Here is a 20007-nt window from a genome sequence, read left to right on the forward strand (position 1 = left end):
TATTTAATAATGTTTTGATTTATTAAAACTTAGGAGAGATTGTGTATTTAGGTAATTTTCGTGTATTTAAGCGACAATCTTGTCGCTAGATGTTTCAAAGTACGATTACTTTGTTTCAATATTTCTGATAAGTAAATAGTAAATCTATAAGAAAAACACTTTAAAAGGTTATGGCTGTGTCGCATAAAGCACTTATGTTAAAATATTAGGTTAGGTGAAAATTTGTGAGAACAGACGCGTGGAAATCAATCCGTATTTAATCCAATTGAAAGATTTATCTGATCGTAGCCAAACACTACGGGGGTATCTTTGACTACGATCTAAAAGCAGAGCGTTTAGAAGAAGTTTTAAGAGAATTAGAAGACCCTGCGATTTGGAATGACCAAAGTCGTGCGCAAGCAATTGCGAAAGAAAAGGGCAGTTTAGAAAATACTTTAGGTGTATTTGATCGTCTTGCAGAACAGTTAGATGATGCAAAAGCAATGCTTGATCTGGCTGTTGAAGCTGATGATGAAAGCTTACTTGAAGATGTGCAAGCAGAATTGGATAGCGCTGAACAAGCTCTTGGGAACCTCGAATTCCGTCGTATGTTTAGTAATCCGATGGATCCAAACCCATGCTTCCTTGAAATCCAATCTGGTTCGGGCGGTACTGAGGCACAAGACTGGGCTTCGATGTTATTACGTATGTATATGCGTTGGATCGAGCGTCATGGTTTCAAAGCTGAACTGATGGAAGTTTCTGATGGTGACGTGGCGGGTATTAAATCAGCGACGATTCGAGTTGATGGTGAATTTGCTTATGGGTGGTTACGTACAGAAAGTGGTGTACACCGTTTAGTTCGTAAATCTCCATTCGATAGTAATAATAACCGTCACACTTCATTCTCTGCCGTATTCGTTTCACCAGAGATTGATGACAATATCGAAATTGATATCAATCCATCAGATGTCCGTACGGATACCTATCGTGCATCAGGCGCGGGTGGTCAGCATATTAACAAAACTGACTCAGCTGTTCGTCTGACTCACGCGCCAACAGGTATTGTGGTTGCATGTCAGAACCAACGTTCACAACATGCCAACCGTGACCATGCGTGGAAACAACTACGTGCCAAACTCTATGAGTTAGAAATGAGCAAGCGCAACGAAGCAGCTCAGGCGCTCGAAGATTCTAAATCGGATATTGGCTGGGGAAGTCAGATTCGCTCTTATGTACTTGATGACTCACGTATTAAAGACTTGCGTACAGGTGTCGAAAACTCCAATACAAAAGCTGTGCTTGATGGGGATTTAGACAAGTTTATTGAAGCGAGTTTAAAACAAGGTCTGTAAGTTTTATCCAATAAAAACGGCAATCTCGTTCAGCTCTCGACCCTTAATCGAAAAAATATGATATTAATATCGAAAAAAATAGATATTAATATTTATAAAATTCGATATACTGGGTTGAGATGCTGAACAAAGCTTTGCCTGTTGAGAAACGTGGTGAGTCTATGGATATTGATGTTATAAGCAAAGCCTTAGCCAATCCGTTGCGTAGACAGATTTTGCAATGGCTGAAAGAGCCTGAGCAATTTTTACCTGTACAAGAATGTGGTGGCAGTTTCGAACGCGGCGTATGTGCAGGACACATCGAACGTTTAGGAAAGGTTGCTCAATCGACCATGTCAAATCATCTGTCTGTATTACAGCAAGCAGGTTTGATTAAGGTTGAGAAATATGGGCAATGGTCATATTTTACGCGTAATGAAGCTTTGATTCAGCAATACATCGAACATTTAAAACAAACACTTTAAAGTAACAAGTGTAAGTTGAGGCGATTATGGCTGAGTTAAATTCTGCATTGCAAGTCGGTGACTTTACAATCAAGAACCGTTTGGTTTTAGCACCGTTAACAAGAGCACGTAGCGGTGAACAACGTATCCCAAATGATCTGATGGTTGAGTATTACCAACAACGTGCTAATGCAGGTCTTATTATTACTGAAGCGACTGTGATTAGCCCGAAAGCGGTAGGATATGCCAATACCCCAGGTTTATGGTCACAAGAACAAGCGCAAGCTTGGAATAAAATCGTAAAAGCCGTGCATGCGCAAGGTTCAAAAATTGTCGTTCAGTTATGGCATGTAGGACGTATTTCACATCCAGACTTATTAGATGGTGATACACCTGTCGCACCAAGTGCAATCCAGCCAGCAGGGGAAGTGAGTTTACTTCGTCCGAAACGCCCGTTTGTGACACCTAGAGCTTTATCGCACGAAGAAATTCAAGAAATTGTAGTTGAGTATAAACACGCTGCTGAACTTGCGAAGGCTGCAGGTTTTGATGGTGTTGAGCTGCATGCTGCCAATGGATATCTAATCGATCAATTCTTGCAAAGTAAAACCAATACTCGCGAAGATGAATACGGTGGTTCAATTGAAAACCGTGCACGTTTGTTGTTGCAAGTCGTTGATGCATTTATTGAAGTATGGGGTGCAGGTCGTGTCGGTGTACATTTAGCGCCACGTGCTGATTCTCATGATATGGGTGATGATAATCCATTAGCAACTTTTGGTTATGTCGTTGAGCAATTAGATCAGCGTAATGTTGCGTTTATCTTTACTCGCGAGTATGAAGCTGAAGATAGTTTACAACCAAAGTTGCGTCCTAAATTCAAAGGTGCTTGGATTGCCAACGAAAAATTAACGCCAGATTCAGCCAAGCGTATTTTAGCAACTGAACAAGCGGATGCAGTTGCATTTGGTTTAGCATATATCGCAAATCCTGATTTATTCGAGCGTTTAGAAAATGATCTACCGCTTAATCAGGTTCAATTCGACACCTTGTATGGTCCGAGTGCCGAAGGTTATACGGATTATCCTGTTTTTGAACAACTCGGAGCTTAAGTTGTTTTTAGAATTACTCATGTCATTTACCAAAATGGCATGAGTTTTTTTTTGAAATTCCGCATAATGTGCTGAAATCAAATCGAAATATATGGTCTAGGATGGCGCAGGAAATCGCAGCACAACAAACACCATTTTGGTATAACATTTTATTGGCTTGTCTCAAGCCTGTATACCGCTGGAAAATAAAACAACGTGCTGAAAGCGAAGAGCTCTTTCAACAAGAATGCCTTGAGCGTTTTGGACCATTTCAAACGCCAAAAAACCTGCATACGATCTGGTTCCATGTGGTTTCTGTCGGTGAAACCAATGCTGCACAACCTCTTATCGAGCATTATTTAAAATTAGGTCATCCTGTCTTAGTGACCAATACCACAAAAACGGGGCAAGCCCGTGCCAAATCACTTTTTCTTAAAGCACCCTACTTAGCGTTATTTCAAGCTGTATATTTGCCTGTTGATCAAAAACCATTACTCAAGCAATTTTTTGATTTGTATCAGCCGAAGCTACTCGCTTTAGTTGAAACTGAGATTTGGCCAAATTTAATTGCCCAAGCGAAACAGCAACAGATTCCATGTATTTTGCTTAATGCACGTCTTTCTGAAAAATCCGCCAAAGGCTATGCCAAGGTAAGTCGACTTACCCAAGTTATGTTGCAACAATTAACGTGGATGTTGGCGCAAGATCAAGCGACACAGCAACGCTATGTGGATTTAGGCTTAGAGAAAGCCAAAAGTCAGGTTGTTGGAAATATTAAATTTGATATTAGTGCTCCGACCTCCTTTATTGAGCAAGCTGAACAGTTAAAACAGGCATGGCAGTTAGAGAAACGCCAAATTATTACTTTAGCCAGCACACATGCACCTGAAGAAGAACAGTTACTTAAACAGTTACAGCCACATTTAAATTCAAATCCTCATTTGTTGTGTATCGTTGTACCACGTCATCCAGAGCGTTTTGATGAGGTGCATAAGATCTGCCAAACCCTGAATTTAAATACGCAGCGGCGTAGTCTTAAACAAGAGATTACAGCGGATACACAGGTATATCTTGCAGATAGTATGGGTGAGATGTGGTTATGGTATGCATTAAGTCAGGCATGTTTTGTCGGTGGTTCACTCAATGAACCAGGCGGTGGGCACAATATCTTAGAACCAATGGTTTTAGATGTACCCACTGTGATTGGTCCTCGCTATTTTAATTTTCAAACAATTGTCGATGAGTTTGTGACGGAAGAAGGGATCCTTGTTGCTGAAAATGCTGAGCTAGTTATACAAAATCTGATGAGTTGCCTAAATCATCCAGAGCAAAGCCAGCGATTGATTCATCAAGCTGAATTGGTGTTGCAACGCAATAAAGGCTCATTGCAAAAACATATTCAATTAATTGACCATTATTTAGCGCAACGAACTGCTTCATGAATATCGTTTTACTGAACGCTAACCAAGATTGCTCAAGTGATATTTGGTCAATCGAGGATCAACGTCAAATCAAGCACTTGAATCAACATCTTCAATTAAAGGCTGGAGATACTTTAAAGGTAGGCGTTCGTGATGGTCAGCGTTATCTCACTGAAGTGCAGAGTATTACAGCACAGCAGATTATGCTAAGACCCATTCAAACAGAAAGTGTGCCGAATAAACTCCCTGTGCATTTGATCTTGGCCTTACCTCGCCCCAAAGTGTTGCGACGTATGATTATGGATGCGGTGACGCTAGGTGTGGAACGCATAAGTTTGATTCATAGCTATCGGGTTGATAAAAGTTATTGGCAAAGTCCTTTTATGCAACAACTCGATGATTATGTGACACTCGGCTTAGAGCAAGCTGGCGATACGATTGTTCCTGAAATTCAACTCTACAAACGGTTCAAACCTTTTGTTGAAGATGTCTTACCGACTTTGATCTCAGAGCAAAGACCTGCTTATGTCGCACATCCTTATGCAGAACAATCGATGCCCCATGCGATAGCTCATGGCTGTAATTTAATAGTGGGACCAGAAGGTGGGTTTATACCTTACGAAATTGAGTTACTCAAAAAAAATGGTTGCCAAGCAATGAGTCTAGGCAACCGAATTTTGCGAACTGAAACAGCGGTGTCGAATATCTTAGGTCGTTTGTTTGTCTAAATTTTCGGTGTTATCTGATTGATCACCGCGATAGACTTTGACTTCTTGCACAGGGTAAGGAATCGAAATCCCTTTCTCATCAAAAGCCGTAACAACCAATTCTTGAATTTCACTGATCGATGCAGAGGTCGATGTCTCGGTGGTGTTGACCCACCAACGCACGGTTAAATTAATTGAGAAATCCGCCAAAGCAGTGACATTTACAGAAAAAGCAGGCTGACTGAGTACAGTCATATTATTATTCAGGATATCCAGAATAATTTTCTTAGCCTTTTGTATGTCATCTTCATACCCAATTCCTACAACAAACTCGCAGCGGCGACGTTGATACGCACTGTTCACAATAACAGCGCTGGTATATACCGTCGCGTTTGGAATCACGATGCGACGACCATCGGGAGAGCGTAAAAATGTTGCACGAATTTGGATATCTTCAACATTTCCTTCCAAACCATTGACTACGATATCGTCACCGATACGGAAAGGTTCACTGAGCAAGATTAAGATTCCTGACAGTAAGTTTTGGAAAATATCTTTAAAGGCAAAACCAATTGCTACCGAACCAATTCCAAGAGCACCAATCAATTGACTCGGTGTAAAACCTGGAATTGCGATCACAAGTGCGATTAGGAAACCAAAGAAAATAATAAAGGTACTTCCGACACGGTTTAATACCAACACCAAATTTTGACGCGTGTAAGTTCGATTTTCCAAGGTTTTACGAATAAACAATTTAAATAGTTTGGTCAGTAACCAGAAAATGATAAAAACGACCAAGGCAATACAAATATAAGGAACACGTTCCCAGAAACTGTCCATGATCTTATCGATGGTCGTATATGCATCTTGATATTTTTCAGTGTGTGCCAATACAGTTTGCGTTGTTTTGGCACCTGCTTGGTGAATCAATTCGCCAGTATCTTTTGCGACATCAGTCAATGTCGGTTGTTCATTTGCCACAAGAAAATCTCTATTTCGCAAAGTTGGGTGTGATGAGGAACGCAATCATAATAAATTTATCGTCAGCACGCATGAAAAATTCGTTAACAGTAGCGATTGATGTCGATTTAGAAATATTCGGTTGTGTTTTGAATCATCTGTGTCGGTGCATCCCAAAAATCAGGACTTGCGAAATAATAAGCAAAAATAAACATGCCGAAAATCATAAATAGACTGAGGAGAATCATGATCCAAGCGAGTAGTTTTTCCCAAGTTTTTGATGGGCGAACATCCCCATAATCGTTGCGGTGAGGTGTTCCTGCTGCAAGTAATACATAGAGAGTGAAAACTAATTGGATAAATGGCACCAGTAATAACAAGCTTAACCAACCTGTTTTATTCAAATCATGTAAACGTCGAATAAGAAAAACGATTTGAAAATAAAAAGCGAGAAACCATGAGATCACTAGTGCGAGTACCGCAATGCCTGAAAATGCAGGCATGATAGGATCATTTACATTGACACTGTTGATGCTCAATTGACCTGCAAAGACAATAATACACATGAAGGTAGCGAGATAAACGATGGTCAGTAACCCATACCAACCCAAATAACTCAGACGATTAAAACGTCCTTTAGGTGACAGTGGATTATCTTTTACTAAAGCATTACGACTAGTGGATGAAGAGTCAAACATTACAGATACCTATTTTTTTGATTATTTAATCTTTAAATCTATGCATAATGATCAAAATATTCACTTATTTTAAAAAGAAAAAGCATAGACAAGCTGTTAAATTTTAAATTATTTTGAGTAAATTTTTGAAATAAAATTGGTTGTAAAACAATAACAGTCCTACGACCAAAGCCGAATTGTTTGCTCTTGTTAATGGTGACCATACTGCAAGAGAAAACAAAACATACCAATGCTAGATGAGTATATCTAAGGTATGAAATAAAAAACCAAGGAAGTGAGCTATGAAAGAAATCTACCCAGTGCCAGAGAAATTTAAAGAAACGGCAAGAATCTCGGAAACAGACTATTTCAAACGTTATCAGTACTCTATCGAGCAGCCAGATGCATTCTGGGCTGAAGAAGCGAAAAAGGTCGATTGGATCAAGCCTTTTACCCAAGTGAAAAATACTAGTTTTCAACAGGACAATTTCAAGATCGAATGGTTTGCAGATGGGGAGTTGAACGTCTCCGCAAACTGTCTGGATCGCCATCTAAAAACCAACCCTTTAAAGCCTGCCATTATTTGGGAAGGTGATCATCCATCACGTCATAAAATTATTTCTTTTGCTGAATTACATGACGAAGTATGCCGCTTCGCAAATGTATTGAAAAAGCAGGGCATTGTGAAGGGTGATCGTGTCGTTTTATATATGCCAATGGTGCCTGAAGCAGCAATTGCGATGTTGGCTTGTGCACGTATTGGGGCAGTCCATTGTGTAGTGTTTGGTGGTTTCTCACCCGACTCATTGGCGAGTCGTATTGAAGATAGCCAAGCAAAATTAGTGATTACTGCAGATGCTGGCATGCGCGGTGGCAAGCTGATTCCATTGAAAGAGAATGTAGATGCAGCTTTGCAAATCAAAGGGACAGAAAGTGTTGAACATGTAATCGTGGTTCATCGTACTGGAAACCCAATTCAATTCAATGATGATCGTGACGTTTGGTACCACCTTGCCATCATGGAAGTGGATGAGCATTGCCCACCTGAACCGATGAAAGCGGAAGATCCTCTATTCATTCTCTATACCTCGGGTTCTACAGGCAAACCAAAAGGGGTATTACATACCACGGGTGGTTATTTAGTTTATGTGAATACCACATTCAGAGAAGTCTTTGATCTAAAAGAAGATGATGTGTACTGGTGTACTGCTGATGTGGGTTGGATTACAGGACATAGCTATTTGTTGTATGGTCCATTAAGCAATGCAACCACCACAGTGATGTTTGAAGGAATTCCTCAATACCCAACATGGGCACGTATCGGGCATGTAATTGATAAACATAACGTTACCATTTTATATACTGCACCAACTGCGATTCGCGCGATGATGCGTGAAGGTGATGCCTATGTCCGTGAAAGTGATCGCAGCAGTTTACGTTTGCTTGGTTCGGTGGGTGAACCAATTAACCCTGAAGCATGGAACTGGTATCACGAAGTAGTCGGTGAAGGTCGTTGCCCAATTGTCGATACATGGTGGCAAACTGAAACAGGTGGTATTTTAATTTCACCATTACCAGGTGCAACTGCACTCAAACCAGGCTCTGCTACACGTCCATTGTTTGGTGTGCAACCTGCTTTAGTTGATGGTGAAGGTAACGAGTTAGAGGGTGCAGCAGAAGGGAATCTTGTGATTAAAGATTCTTGGCCAGGTCAAATGCGTACGATTTGGGGTGACCCGCAGCGTTTTATCGAAGCTTATTTCTCAACTTTTAAAAACTGCTATTTCACAGGAGATGGTGCACGCCGTGATGCTGATGGCTATTACTGGATTACTGGACGTGTAGATGATGTGCTCAATGTTTCAGGACACCGTTTGGGAACAGCAGAAATTGAAAGTGCGCTAGTTGCGCATGAGGCAGTCGCTGAAGCGGCGGTCGTTGGTATGCCACATGATATTAAAGGACAAGGAATTTGTACTTTTGTCACTTTGCAGGCTGATGTTGCAGAATCAGAAGAACTTCGTAAAGAGCTCGTGGATTGGGTGCGTAAAGTACTTGGTCCTGTGGCGACACCAGATGCTTTGCATTGGGCACCTGCTTTACCCAAAACACGCTCAGGTAAGATCATGCGTCGTATCTTGCGTAAGATCGCGGCAAATGAGTTAGATAGCTTAGGAGATACTTCAACATTGGCTGAGCCAGCAGTGGTGGAAAACCTGATTGCAACGGTTTATCCAAATCGTTGAATTTAAAATATCTGGAAAGAGCGTTCATCTGAACGCTCTTTTTTATTTTCGTGCTTTCTGATTGTTCAGGAAATCAGAGGTATTTTGTACTTTTGCAAAAACATTTAGAGCTGATAAAAACGCTGACTGTACATCCGATGCTTTGACGATGGAGTCTTTATATTCTAGATCACGAGTTGCTGTAGCATCGGCAATTAATATTGGTTGATAGCCAAGCTCGCATGCGGCACGTGTACCTGAATCTATACACATATGCGTCATCATGCCTGTAATCACGAGTTGTTCGATCTGAAGCTTTTGAAGCACTGATTGAAGATTTGTTTCTAAGAAACTATTCGGAAAATGCTTTTGCACAACGAGTGATGAGTCGCTAAGTAGGAGTTTAGGATGTAATTCAACACCCAGCGTATTTTCAAGGAAAAAGCCCGCAGATGCAGTGTTGATATGTTGAATATAAATAATCGGTAAATTGTTTTGATTAAAGTAATGTTCTAATTGATTAATTTTTTCTAAAGCATGCTCTGGATTCACTAATTCCATTTTGCCATCTTTAAAATAATCATTTTGAACGTCGATAATGAGTAGTGCTTGTTTCATTTTAAATGTCCCAATAGGAGATAAAACAAGCTTAGGGAGATGATGAAAAATCAGCTATAGTCTGATGAAAGCTTTGAATCCTATTTTCTTTCGTAATGAAAAATGAATATTGAACTTGATCCAATTGATTTAAAAATTATTGCGTTACTCAAACACGATTCACGTCTGACTCATAAGCAGATCGGGCAACACGTGCATCGTACAGGGCAAACTGTAGGTGCTCGAATCGCACAACTGATGGATGCGGGTATTATTAAGAATTACACCATCACGATAGGTTATGAATATAAACAATTCATTCAACTGTTCTTAAATGAGCAACAGGCTTTTACAGAGATTGAGCAACTGGTCAAGCAATATCCGCAGATAGATGAATGTTTTAAAACCTTAGGAAATGGCTGCTATATGATTGTGAGTCATTTTAATCCATCCGAATTCAATCAGTTTATAGAGAAATTATCGCAGTGGAGTCGCTATTCAGTTGAAACTGTGATGCGAGAAATAGAGCTTCACTAAAATAAAAATCCCCAAGCCGAGTCTTGAGGAAAAGGTTTTTTACTCTTTCTTTTTCTTCTTATATCACAGTGTATTAAGCTGATTTGGCAGGTACTTGCAAGTGTTGTAATTGTTGCTGTTCGATTTGTCGAACCAAAGGTAGAACGTTTTCACCGAAATACTCAACCTCTTCAATGAAATGCAGAAAGCCAGACAGGATGAGATCAACGCCTACGCTTTTTAAATCCACGATTCGTTCAGCTATCTGCTGTGGTGTACCGATCAAGTTAGTTTTAAAACCATCGTTGTATTGCACGAGATCATCAAAGGTTGATTTAGCCCAATTTCCTTCTTGTTCTGGTGCTGCTGCACCTGCTTCACGCGTTGCATCACCAAATGCATTGACTGCTTCGACATTTGCCTTAGAGATGATTTCATTCAGCACGGCTTGAGCTTCTTGCTCCGTATCTCGTGCGATAATAAAAGCATTCACTCCGATTTTCACATGGCGATTTTCGAGTTTTGCTTTGGCACGGACATCATCAATCTGTTTCTTAATCTCTGCAACGCTATTCCCATTGGTAAAATACCAATCAGAAACACGAGCTGCCATGTCTCGTGCGGCGCATGAACTACCACCTTGAAAGACTTCGATATAGGGTTTCTGTGCTGGCTTTGGTTTTAGCGTATAGTTTTGAAATTGGTAATATTTACCTTCAAAACTATAATTATCTGTAGTCCAAATGCCTTTAAGGGTACGAATAAACTCTTCAGAACGAACATATCGTTCATCATGCTCAGGCCAAGGCTCTCCGATTGCATCAAATTCTCCACGGAACCATCCACTGACCACATTAATGGCAATACGACCTTGAGTTAAATAATCAATCGTTGCCAATTGCTTTGCTGCAAGTGCTGGTTTCCACGGCCCTGGCAAAATGGCCGCAATCACTTTGAGTTTCTCTGTTTTTGCCAACAAAGCATGACTAAAGCTCACCGATTCATGCTGATTTTCTGCACCATAGCCCGCGGTAAAACGGATTTGAGTGAGTGCATATTCGAAACCATTTTTTTCTGCTGTTTGCGCCAAACGAATGTTGTAGTCATAACTCCAGTCAGTACGTTGTTCAATTGTACTGACCACTAAACCACCACTCACATTTGGAACCCAATATGCAAACTTAATTTCTGATGATTGTAAGGGCATAGATTTTCCTCCCTCAGGTCGCTTATGCAACCTGAGTTAAATTTTTATTAGATTTCTGATGTAAACGTGATTCCGCAGCATCCAAATCTGGGACAGCGGCTGAAGGGAGAACTTCGGCTTGTTCAATTTGTTTATTAATGCCGAGATTCTGATTGGCCTGTTCAGTTTTTGCTTTGATAACTTCGGCACGTTTGCCTTTGGCGGGTGCCCATTCCAAAATAGGCAGAGCTCGTGCTACAGCCAAGGTGACACGATCCGCCAATTGTTCACTTTTAACAGTATATTCTGGGGTAAAGTCGCGATCTGTTGCATAAACCCCGATAGGTAAGGTTTGTGCTTGGAAAAAGCTAAATAACGGGCGTAATTGATGTTCTAGTACCAAAGCATGGCGGTCGCTTCCTCCTGATGCAGCCAACAAAACAGGTACATCAACTAAAGCGGTTTGCTCTACGAAATCAAAAAAGTGTTTAAACAACCCTGTAAATGAAGCACGGTAAACAGGTGTTCCCACGATCAATGCATCGGCAGCTTCAACTGCAGCTAAATCATCTTGGACACGTTGTGGTAACTGATTTCGATAGATGGCGCCTCCTAATAAGGGACCAATCTCACTGAGTTTAATAAAATGCACATGGATCTGAGTTGCCTCCGCAAGTTCATCCAAAATTGCTTGTACCAAGCTTTCTGTTTTTGATGGGCTATTTAAGCCACCTGAGACCGCAACAATATTTAAGGGAGTAGAAAGGTTATTTTGATGTGACATGGATAAACGCCTAAATCAGCAATAAGGAATTGCTATTTATTTATCTATAGCTCCTGTCGACTGTAAAATAAGGAAATGCTGCAAGCTTATCTTTTTTAAATATAAGTTGAAAAATCACGTTTTGAAGCAAATTAAATGAATTTAATGCTCTGTTTCTATTCGCTATTTCGGTATAGTAGTTTGGGAATGATCTAGGTTGTGTGAGTTATATCATTATCTGATTTATTTTTCATATTTGCGAAATAAATAAGTTTTGATGCTCTTACAACAGTTTATTTCAAAAATAGGCTAAGATAGATTAGATTTGAATAAACACCGTACAGTGACGTACTTGCAGATTGCGTAAAGCGCTTATGAATATTTTAATTGTAGACGACCATCCGTTATTTAGACACGCTTTGATTCAAGCGGTTCGTTATAGCATTCCGCAGGCACAAATTCAGGAAACTGCGGATGTTGATGAATTTTATGAACGCTTAGAACATGGTGCAGAGCCAGATTTAGTTTTGTTGGATTTAAATCTACCAGGTGCCTCTGGTTTTTCTGCGTTGGTATATGTGAGAGCGCAATATCCTGCAATTCCAATCATTGTTGTTTCTGCACATGAAGAAACCTCCATCATTCAGCGTGCGATTGCACATGGTGCGATGGGTTATATTCCAAAATCATCTCATCCAAGTCATATTGGTGAAGCTATTAAACATGTTTTGGAAGGTGAGATTTGGTTACCTCCAAATCTACCGACACATTCAGGTTTTGATCCTCGAGCTGCCGATGAAACGGCTTTGGCAGAACGTTTACAATCACTCACACCACAACAGTTCCGTGTGCTGATGATGGTTGCTGAAGGCTTGTTAAATAAACAAATTGCTTATGAGCTAGATGTATCAGAAGCGACAATTAAAGCGCATGTGACAGCAATTTTCCGCAAATTAGGCGTACAAAACCGTACGCAGGCAGTACTTGCGATTAGTGCATTAAATATCGAAGATAAAAAGATGTAATTAACAAGTTGAATAACTCATTCGGTTATTCAAATGTTTAAAGACAATAAAAAACCCAGTTCATATGAACTGGGTTTTTTATGCATAGATGCTTAATTAGAACATCTATGACTGCATTAGAAGCGTACTTTAGCGTTTAAGCCTACAGTTTGCATATCAGCTGCATTAACACCATTAGCATTTAAGTAGCTTGCACCAACAGCGATCGCTGGAGTGATGAAGTAATTTACGTTCACGCCCCAAGCTGAGTCTGGTGAACCAGCAAAGCTAGATTCAGCGTAAGAAACACCAGCGCTAAGTTGAGAGTTTAAGTACAAATCAGTTTTTAACTCGTATGCAGTGTCTTCACCATAAACGAGACCAGTTTCAAAACCGATTGACATTGGAGTACCATCGATCGCACCCACGTATTTAGTACGAGCAGTGATTGCATCTTGGTCATCAGCGATAGTCGCTGTTTCACCAACTGCTTTAGCAAAACCACTATTTAAGATTTTGAAAGTATCCAAAGATGTTTGTTCAACAACGTTTGTATAACCTACAGCAACAAGGAAGTTTGGAGCGATTACCGAACCAAATTCAACCGCCCAACGCTGACCACGGTCATCAGTCTCACCATATTTACCATCATTATCAGTCGCGCTATAGCTTAAGCTTGCATATGCTGGTGTATATGGAGTTGGTACATAAGCTTCAGCTTTAACACCTACGTTTTGAGATTTAGTATCATCTAAATTAGCAAAGTTATAACCAAGAGATACGTTAGAAGCTTGATTAACAAAAGCTGCTTCAGCTAAAGGACCTTTAGAAGCATCTACATTTTTTAAGTAATAAGTTGCTTGTCCGCCAACAGTGTAATTATTAAAATCTCTGTTATCTCCGTTAGAATCTAGAGCTTCAGACTGACCTTGTATTTCGAATTGGTAAGCGTGAGCACCGGTCATGGCTAATACTAAAGCAGTGGCTAAACCGAGTTTTTTCATAATAATTTCCAGCTTTAACAGTAGTGAATAAAGTTGAGTCATTGTATTGTAACAAAATATGATGTCAATGTAATAAATCTGAGAACCCGATAAACGATCATAATGCACTCAGGTTGTGATCAAAATACATACAACTGTGTGTGGTGCTGTCAACCGATATTGAAGTTTATATCTTACAAATAGATAGATTCAAAATAGTGAATCGAAACACATATTATTTGGAGTTCATAATTTACTATTTTGATTGATAAATACGATTGTATTAATCTAATTTATCAATTACTGGTTTCTTAAAACTGTCATAATTGGCTGGAAAAATTGTGTTCAAAATCTATTTTTTTTACAAATTGGAATGATAAATCATATTTTTTAACAGTAGTTCGGGTCAAGGTTTGCTATTTAATTGAACAGTGTTGTTTTTTAATTCCAAAAAACGATCAAAAAAAGAATCTTGATCTATTTAATCGACTTTACATTTGGAGACTTAGTTCACATAATTGCGCCCAAGAGATATTTGTTTAGCATTCTATCTCATAACATTTTCTTGAGTATTCGATGTTTAAAAGCATCTGATTTTACTAGCTCGGCTTTCCCCAAGGCTGAGCTTTTTTTTTATCAATTTTTTAGTGTAGGAAATTTGATTTATAAGTTGTTCAAATAAAAAATTATTTATAAATCTATGAAATAGCTGTTCGATCGACTGTTTTGATCAGCTTCAGACATCATGTTGTAAGACAAAGTATGACAATATTAAAAAAACCACATGCAGTTAGTTTTAAAAAAATAATATCAAAATAGCACGATCTCAATGACTGATATTCAAGATGTTGAAAGTGTTTCGATTGCATTTGGCATAACTTTATATTGATAATGAATCACATATATCACATGGTTAATAACTAGATTATCTGGGATATATTATTTTTCCGTGGTGTTTATATTCTGCTTTAGTTTTTGGTTTTGATGGTTTTTTAATAAATTAATAATAAAAAAAGACCCAACCCTATGAGGTGGGTTGGGTATGAGAAGAAGGATGTTTGATCATTGGGAGAAACATCCTTGAGGAATTTGTATCAAATTGCTTAATTTCTTATCTAAATTGATTGTGTCTCTTTTTACTTAATTAGGGAAATTGATAATATTTATCTTGAGAATTTGTTTTTTCGATTATTTGTTTTTTTAATTAAATCAATAGCTTAAAATTTTATGCTGTATCAAATGATAAAGAGACTATTCATTTTTTATAAATACTTGTAAATACACCAGAGTATTGTTAAAACTAAACTAGTTTAATTATTTTAAAGTGTTATTTTAATAAAATGAAATTTAAAAAGTTGCATATTATTCTTTGATTATAAAAGTCTCAAAATTAATTGGAATCATATCAGCGCAATTTAAAAATTAAGGTAAGATTAATATTCTCAAGAAATCAAATAGGATGAGTTTTTGAAAAGAGTAGGATGTCTTCATGGAACGTAGTTTGAAACGTGTTAAATTACGTTCAGAGCAGATTAGCCTTCGTCTATTTTCTTGCATGGTCGTGATTATTTTTTCGATCTTATACATTTCTATTCCATTAATAATTCATAGTTATCAAGATTATATAAAAACTCAACAAGTATTATCAGAAATCACAAGTTTGCGTGCCTTAGTAAAAACAGCCAATAAGATTTCAAGAGAGCGAGCGCCTGCCAATAAGCTCATGTCGAGTACGCCTGATGAGCTTCAGCAACATCAAAAGGAGTTGAAAGAATTTAGACTGGTTGTTGATCAGCAAATTGATGAGGCGATTACAACACTTCATCAAGCAGGTTTTAACTCTATCGCGACGGCTTTAAATTCTGATTTAAAAACTCAATTAGCACAGTCACGAAAAGTCGTTGATGACTATGCTCTGATCCCTCCAAAACAACGTAATGCAGCAGAATTAGATCATGCGATAGCTTCCATGTTCGCTGCATGGGATAAGACACGTGAATATCTGAGTGCTTTGATGCTAGAAGCAAAAAGTAAAGACAGTAAGATGTCAAATTACTTTATTTCGATTGTTGTTTTAACGGATATGCGTGATCAAGCGGGCCGCGTAGCATCTAATATCATGGCACCTGTGACGTTTAAGGAAACGATATCAGATATTAATCGTGCTCGATCATTACAAACTCAACATCAAGCCAGATATCTATGGTCATTGGTCGATACGATTCAGCCTGAACAAACCAAAACTACAGAATATTATCGTTTACATCGACGTGTAAAAACGGAGTTTCTTGATCAGGGATTACCACTGATCTCAAGATTATTAGATGAGAGTGCAAAGAAACAAACTTATTCACTTACAGGGATGCAACTCACGGAGCAAATTGTAGATAAATTTATTACGGTGATGGATCTACAAAATTATATTTTGGATAGCAGTATCCAAGTAGCGTATGAGCAGAATAGAAAAGCAAAACAACAACTGATTTTTACATTGTGTATGACCAGTGTTTCATTGCTGACAGCTCTATTTATTATGATTTATACCAAGCGAAAGGTATTTATGCCTTTAATTAGGGCTCGCCAAATGATCTTACGCTTATCTAACACGTCCTATGAAGACCTGCATACGAAAGCATCAAAACAGGAATTTGCTTCATTATTCGAAGCGATCGATCGTTTAAAAGCGATGTTAAAACAACGAGACATGATGGAGTCTCAGTTGAAGAAAATTGCGAACTCCGATGTGCTGACTGGTGTAGCGAATCGCTTAGCTTTGGATGAATACATTCGGGTTTTGGAAAGTCGCCCAAATGCCTTTTCTAAAACAGGTGTGATCGTGATTGATATTGATAACTTTAAGTTGGTCAATGATCAGTATGGTCATATTGTGGGTGATCAGGTGATTACAATGATCGCGGATCAATTGAAGCATAACGTAAGGGCATCTGATCTGATTGTGCGTTATGGTGGTGATGAATTTTTAGTGGTCATTGAAAATATTCAGTTAGATGCAGCTAAGCATATTGCGGAAAGTATTCGTACTGAAATCGCCAGTCAGTCTATAGAGGTTTCGAGTTTAGGTGAATCCATCCAAGTATCGGTAAGTATTGGAGTTGCTGTCGGAGCAGAAAGCTGGCTTGAACTGCTAGAAAATGCGGATCAATCGATGTTAAGAGCGAAGGCTAAAGGGAAGAATATAGTTGAGACTTGATTCGCTCAATTATTGAATTATTATAAAATTTTATATTTAAAGCATTACGATCTGATGGACATATTAGAGAAAGAAAAAAGATTAACAGAATTATTAGAACAAAATTTTCAAAATAATAAAGTCGGAACAGCAATTGCGATTACTGGACCTTGGGGTGTGGGAAAAACTTTCTTCTGGAAAAGATGTATAGATGAATATAATTTTAAAAAGAAGTATGTCTATATCTCTTTATTTGGTCTTGAGTCACTGAGTGATTTAAAAACGCATATTTATAGCAATATTGAGAATAACCACTCAACGTTAGAGATTCCTCGATGGATTCGGGGTTTGCCATCGATTCTAAAAGATACTAGAGTTTCACAATTCGGTTTAAGCGCTTCTACTAAAATTTTTGATAGCCTCATGTTTAATCAGGTCAAAGATGCAATTATTTGTTTTGATGACTTTGAGCGTATGTCTAATAAACTTGATATTAAAGATGTCATGGGGCTAGCCAACTATTTAAAATTAGAAAAGAATTGTCAGGTCATATTGATTTTAGATGAAGATAAAGCTGAAGGTGACAATAAGAAAAAGTATGCGGACTATAAAGAAAAGTTAATCGATGAAACGATTGTTATCAATTCTGTTGAGCCTTTGATAAGGGAAAATGCGGAAGATATTGATGAAGCATTAGTTAACCTGATGATTGATTTTGCTGATAAGTTAGATATACATAATTTTCGATTTTTTCAAAAAGTAATTAAGTTGTATCGTGATTTTAGAAAGTCTTTACCAGAAGTAGTTGCTGACTCAACGAAAGAAATTATTTTGGTTCGTATCCTTCAAGGTTATTTAATTCATGATTTCAGTCAGTTAGAGTATAGATGGGAGGACTGCCAATATTTTACAGATCAGAAAAGAGAAAATTGGTCATATAGAAAAAAGCAAACTTATGAAGGTTTGCAAAAAGTATCTTATTCATTCAATCGTGAGGATGAATGGTTAATTCAATTTAAAAAGTGGTTTGAGCAACGAGATAATATTAATTTTAATGAATTAAGTAGGTTAGCTAATGCTGCATTGATTTCAGAGGAAAATCAAAATATTAAGAATAGGATGTGGGAGATTTTTGAAAAACGGCATGATTTGAAGTTGGAAGAACAGGACTTAGAGTACATTGCTTCATTCAATGAAAAATGTGCAGCTGTTGAAAGCTTTAGGGTAATCCTCCCATAAATAACTGAATTTAAAAGTAGAGGTTAAGCAGCCATCAAAGGTGGTTTGCCTCCGTTAGCTTGATGTGGTCGTTCATGATTGTAGTGCCACAACCACTGTGTTGCATAATCTTGTACTTGCTCCAATGTATCGAACAAATGTTTGCTCACCCAACTATAACGCATTGTACGATTGTATCGTTCGATATAAGCATTTTGTTGTGGCTTGCCTGGTTGAATATATTCAATACGGATACCATGCTCAGCTGCCCAACGTACGAATTCGTGGCTGATAAATTCAGGTCCTGAGTAGCATTGCTACGCAAGGCAGCGAATCACAAGCGGTTTGTCTCTCCATTCGAGCAATTGGTTAAGTGTACGAATGACGCGCAGTGCAGGCAGTGAAAAACCTGCTTCAATCACTAAACCCTCACGTCGATAGTCGTCAATTACGTTAAGCAAACGGTAACTTCGTCCATCACTTAACTGATCATGCATAAAATCCAATGACCATACTTGATTTGGATGAGTTGGTTCCTTCAATGGTTCAGGTACATGTCGTTTTAATCGTCTTCTTGGTTTGATCCGCAGATTCAATGCCAGCTCACAGTAAATACGGTAAACACGCTTATGATTCCAACCACACTTCTCAACATGGCGTAGATAAGAGAAGCATAGCCCGAAGCCCCAATCTGTATTTTCTTCGGTGAGTTCAATCAATTGTTCTGCAATCAGTGCATTGTCATCGTTCAATTTGGACTGATAACGGTAGCAGGTTTCACTGATACTAAATGCACGGCAGGCCAAACGAATACTGACGGCATGATCACCAACGGCTTGTTGTGCCATCTGACGACGACAAGATGGCTTTACCACTTTTTTGACATGGCTTCCTGAATGATTTCAGCTTTAAGCCGCTCTTCAGCATACATCTTTTTTAGCTTGGCATTTTCGGCTTCTAGTTCTTTCAATCGAGTAATTAATGAGGCATCCATGCCGCCATATTTAGCCCGCCATTTGTAAAAAGTCGCATTACTCATACCATGTTCACGGCAAAGGGTGGCAACAGGCGTGCCAGACTCCGCTTGTTTCAAAATAGACATAATCTGACTGTCAGTAAATTTAGATGTTTTCATGCAGAATCTCCTGCTTTGATCTTAAGAGAAAATTCTACTTTTACATCCTTTTATTTTTAGGGGGGATTACCTATTGACTCCGACCTAAAATCTGCAATCTCACGTGCGAAAAAAGAGCGGCAATTACGGGGGAATGAAAATAATATTTTTTATACCTATATTGATGATTTAGCTATAGGTCATGTTGAAGAAAAATATTTAAAAAATATTTTATCTCACTTTTTACGCTATGGTAATTTTGAGAGTGACAATGATAAAGATCAATTACGAACATTTCCATTAGATGAATGGTTTAAGTATTTGACAGAAGAAATTTATCAGGAATCTTTCTTTGTAGAGGAAAATGATAGCTTGATACAGTATTTAAAAAGGTTATATTTAATTCCAGTAGAAGATGATTTTATACGCTCAATAGTTGTAAGTGTTTTAGAAAAAATTGGTGAGGAATCCGAATTTAAAAAAAGGTATATGCAGGATATTATTGAGAATCATTTGCTGGAAAAGCTTAATAATTTTAGATGATTGATTATCCATTACTTCTAACCTCAATTTAGAGA

16 protein-coding genes and 2 pseudogenes are annotated in these 20007 nt (G+C 38.3%); 11 read left to right on the forward strand and 7 right to left on the reverse strand.

Annotated features, from left to right (window positions below; all coding sequences use genetic code 11):
* The first annotated feature begins 238 nt into the window (after positions 1-238).
* The 5 genes from prfB (at position 239) to MKL32_RS15395 (ending at position 5017) form a co-directional block, all read left to right on the forward strand.
* A protein-coding gene (gene prfB, locus MKL32_RS15375) for a peptide chain release factor 2 (RefSeq protein ID WP_099947891.1) occupies positions 239-1334 on the forward strand; the annotation gives its coding sequence in 2 pieces (ribosomal slippage) (positions 239-310 and positions 312-1334; 1095 coding nt in all).
* A 161-nt stretch (positions 1335-1495) separates the two neighbouring features.
* Entirely contained in the window at positions 1496-1798 is a 303-nt protein-coding gene (locus tag MKL32_RS15380) for an ArsR/SmtB family transcription factor (protein ID WP_005403396.1), read from the forward strand.
* A 26-nt stretch (positions 1799-1824) separates the two neighbouring features.
* Complete coding sequence (locus MKL32_RS15385) at positions 1825-2889, forward strand: alkene reductase (protein WP_204379245.1); 1065 nt, start codon at positions 1825-1827, stop codon at positions 2887-2889.
* A gap of 101 nt (positions 2890-2990) precedes the next feature.
* Positions 2991-4310: a 3-deoxy-D-manno-octulosonic acid transferase gene (locus MKL32_RS15390; RefSeq protein ID WP_270900730.1), complete on the forward strand. Its 1320-nt coding sequence runs from the start codon at positions 2991-2993 to the stop codon at positions 4308-4310.
* Complete coding sequence (locus MKL32_RS15395) at positions 4307-5017, forward strand: 16S rRNA (uracil(1498)-N(3))-methyltransferase (RefSeq protein ID WP_270900731.1); 711 nt, start codon at positions 4307-4309, stop codon at positions 5015-5017. The genes MKL32_RS15390 and MKL32_RS15395 overlap by 4 nt, the downstream gene beginning before the upstream one ends.
* Here MKL32_RS15395 and MKL32_RS15400 read toward each other — a convergent pair.
* A complete protein-coding gene (locus MKL32_RS15400; protein WP_005403392.1) occupies positions 4997-5977 on the reverse strand; it encodes a mechanosensitive ion channel family protein in 981 nt (326 codons plus the stop codon). The two genes, MKL32_RS15395 and MKL32_RS15400, sit on opposite strands and share 21 nt — an antisense overlap.
* A gap of 107 nt (positions 5978-6084) precedes the next feature.
* Positions 6085-6654, reverse strand: a complete 570-nt coding sequence (locus MKL32_RS15405) for a DUF805 domain-containing protein (protein ID WP_087539950.1) — start codon at positions 6652-6654, stop codon at positions 6085-6087.
* Between the two features lie 281 nt (positions 6655-6935).
* Here MKL32_RS15405 and acs point away from each other — a divergent pair, with 281 nt between their 5' ends.
* A complete protein-coding gene (acs, locus tag MKL32_RS15410; protein ID WP_004964902.1) occupies positions 6936-8879 on the forward strand; it encodes an acetate--CoA ligase in 1944 nt (647 codons plus the stop codon).
* A 42-nt stretch (positions 8880-8921) separates the two neighbouring features.
* Here acs and MKL32_RS15415 read toward each other — a convergent pair whose 3' ends face one another.
* On the reverse strand, positions 8922-9476 hold the full coding sequence (locus tag MKL32_RS15415; protein WP_262579448.1) for a cysteine hydrolase family protein: 555 nt from the start codon (positions 9474-9476) through the stop codon (positions 8922-8924).
* A 102-nt stretch (positions 9477-9578) separates the two neighbouring features.
* Here MKL32_RS15415 and MKL32_RS15420 point away from each other — a divergent pair, with 102 nt between their 5' ends.
* Positions 9579-9992: an Lrp/AsnC family transcriptional regulator gene (locus MKL32_RS15420; RefSeq protein WP_262579449.1), complete on the forward strand. Its 414-nt coding sequence runs from the start codon at positions 9579-9581 to the stop codon at positions 9990-9992.
* 73 nt (positions 9993-10065) lie between these two features.
* Here MKL32_RS15420 and sfnG read toward each other — a convergent pair whose 3' ends face one another.
* Positions 10066-11178, reverse strand: coding sequence for a dimethylsulfone monooxygenase SfnG (sfnG, locus tag MKL32_RS15425; RefSeq protein ID WP_204379242.1), 1113 nt, complete (start codon positions 11176-11178; stop codon positions 10066-10068).
* A gap of 22 nt (positions 11179-11200) precedes the next feature.
* Positions 11201-11941 carry an FMN reductase gene (gene msuE / locus MKL32_RS15430; RefSeq protein WP_039047803.1) on the reverse strand — a complete coding sequence of 247 codons (741 nt, stop codon included), beginning with the start codon at positions 11939-11941 and terminating at the stop codon, positions 11201-11203.
* A 353-nt stretch (positions 11942-12294) separates the two neighbouring features.
* Between msuE and MKL32_RS15435 the strand changes: the two genes are divergently transcribed.
* Complete coding sequence (locus MKL32_RS15435; RefSeq protein ID WP_004909861.1) at positions 12295-12945, forward strand: response regulator; 651 nt, start codon at positions 12295-12297, stop codon at positions 12943-12945.
* A 116-nt stretch (positions 12946-13061) separates the two neighbouring features.
* On the opposite strand, the gene omp33-36 is transcribed toward MKL32_RS15435, so the two are convergent.
* Positions 13062-13928, reverse strand: a complete 867-nt coding sequence (gene omp33-36, locus MKL32_RS15440) for a porin Omp33-36 (protein WP_039908642.1) — start codon at positions 13926-13928, stop codon at positions 13062-13064.
* Positions 13929-15396: 1468 nt separating this feature from the next.
* Between omp33-36 and MKL32_RS15445 the strand changes: the two genes are divergently transcribed.
* A complete protein-coding gene (locus tag MKL32_RS15445; RefSeq protein ID WP_151834652.1) occupies positions 15397-17118 on the forward strand; it encodes a GGDEF domain-containing protein in 1722 nt (573 codons plus the stop codon).
* A 54-nt stretch (positions 17119-17172) separates the two neighbouring features.
* Positions 17173-18315 (forward strand): annotated as a pseudogene (locus tag MKL32_RS15450) (P-loop NTPase fold protein); the annotation flags it as partial.
* 44 nt (positions 18316-18359) lie between these two features.
* On the opposite strand, the pseudogene MKL32_RS15455 reads toward MKL32_RS15450, so the two are convergent.
* Positions 18360-19450, reverse strand: a pseudogene (locus MKL32_RS15455) (IS3 family transposase).
* Positions 19451-19750: 300 nt separating this feature from the next.
* Between MKL32_RS15455 and MKL32_RS15460 the strand changes: the two are divergent.
* Positions 19751-19972 carry a hypothetical protein gene (locus tag MKL32_RS15460; protein WP_227557994.1) on the forward strand — a complete coding sequence of 74 codons (222 nt, stop codon included), beginning with the start codon at positions 19751-19753 and terminating at the stop codon, positions 19970-19972.
* Positions 19973-20007: the final 35 nt, after the last annotated feature.

The sequence above is a fragment of the Acinetobacter sp. AOR34_HL genome, from assembly GCF_027854795.1.
In the GTDB taxonomy this organism is placed as follows: Bacteria; Pseudomonadota; Gammaproteobacteria; order Pseudomonadales; family Moraxellaceae; genus Acinetobacter; species Acinetobacter junii.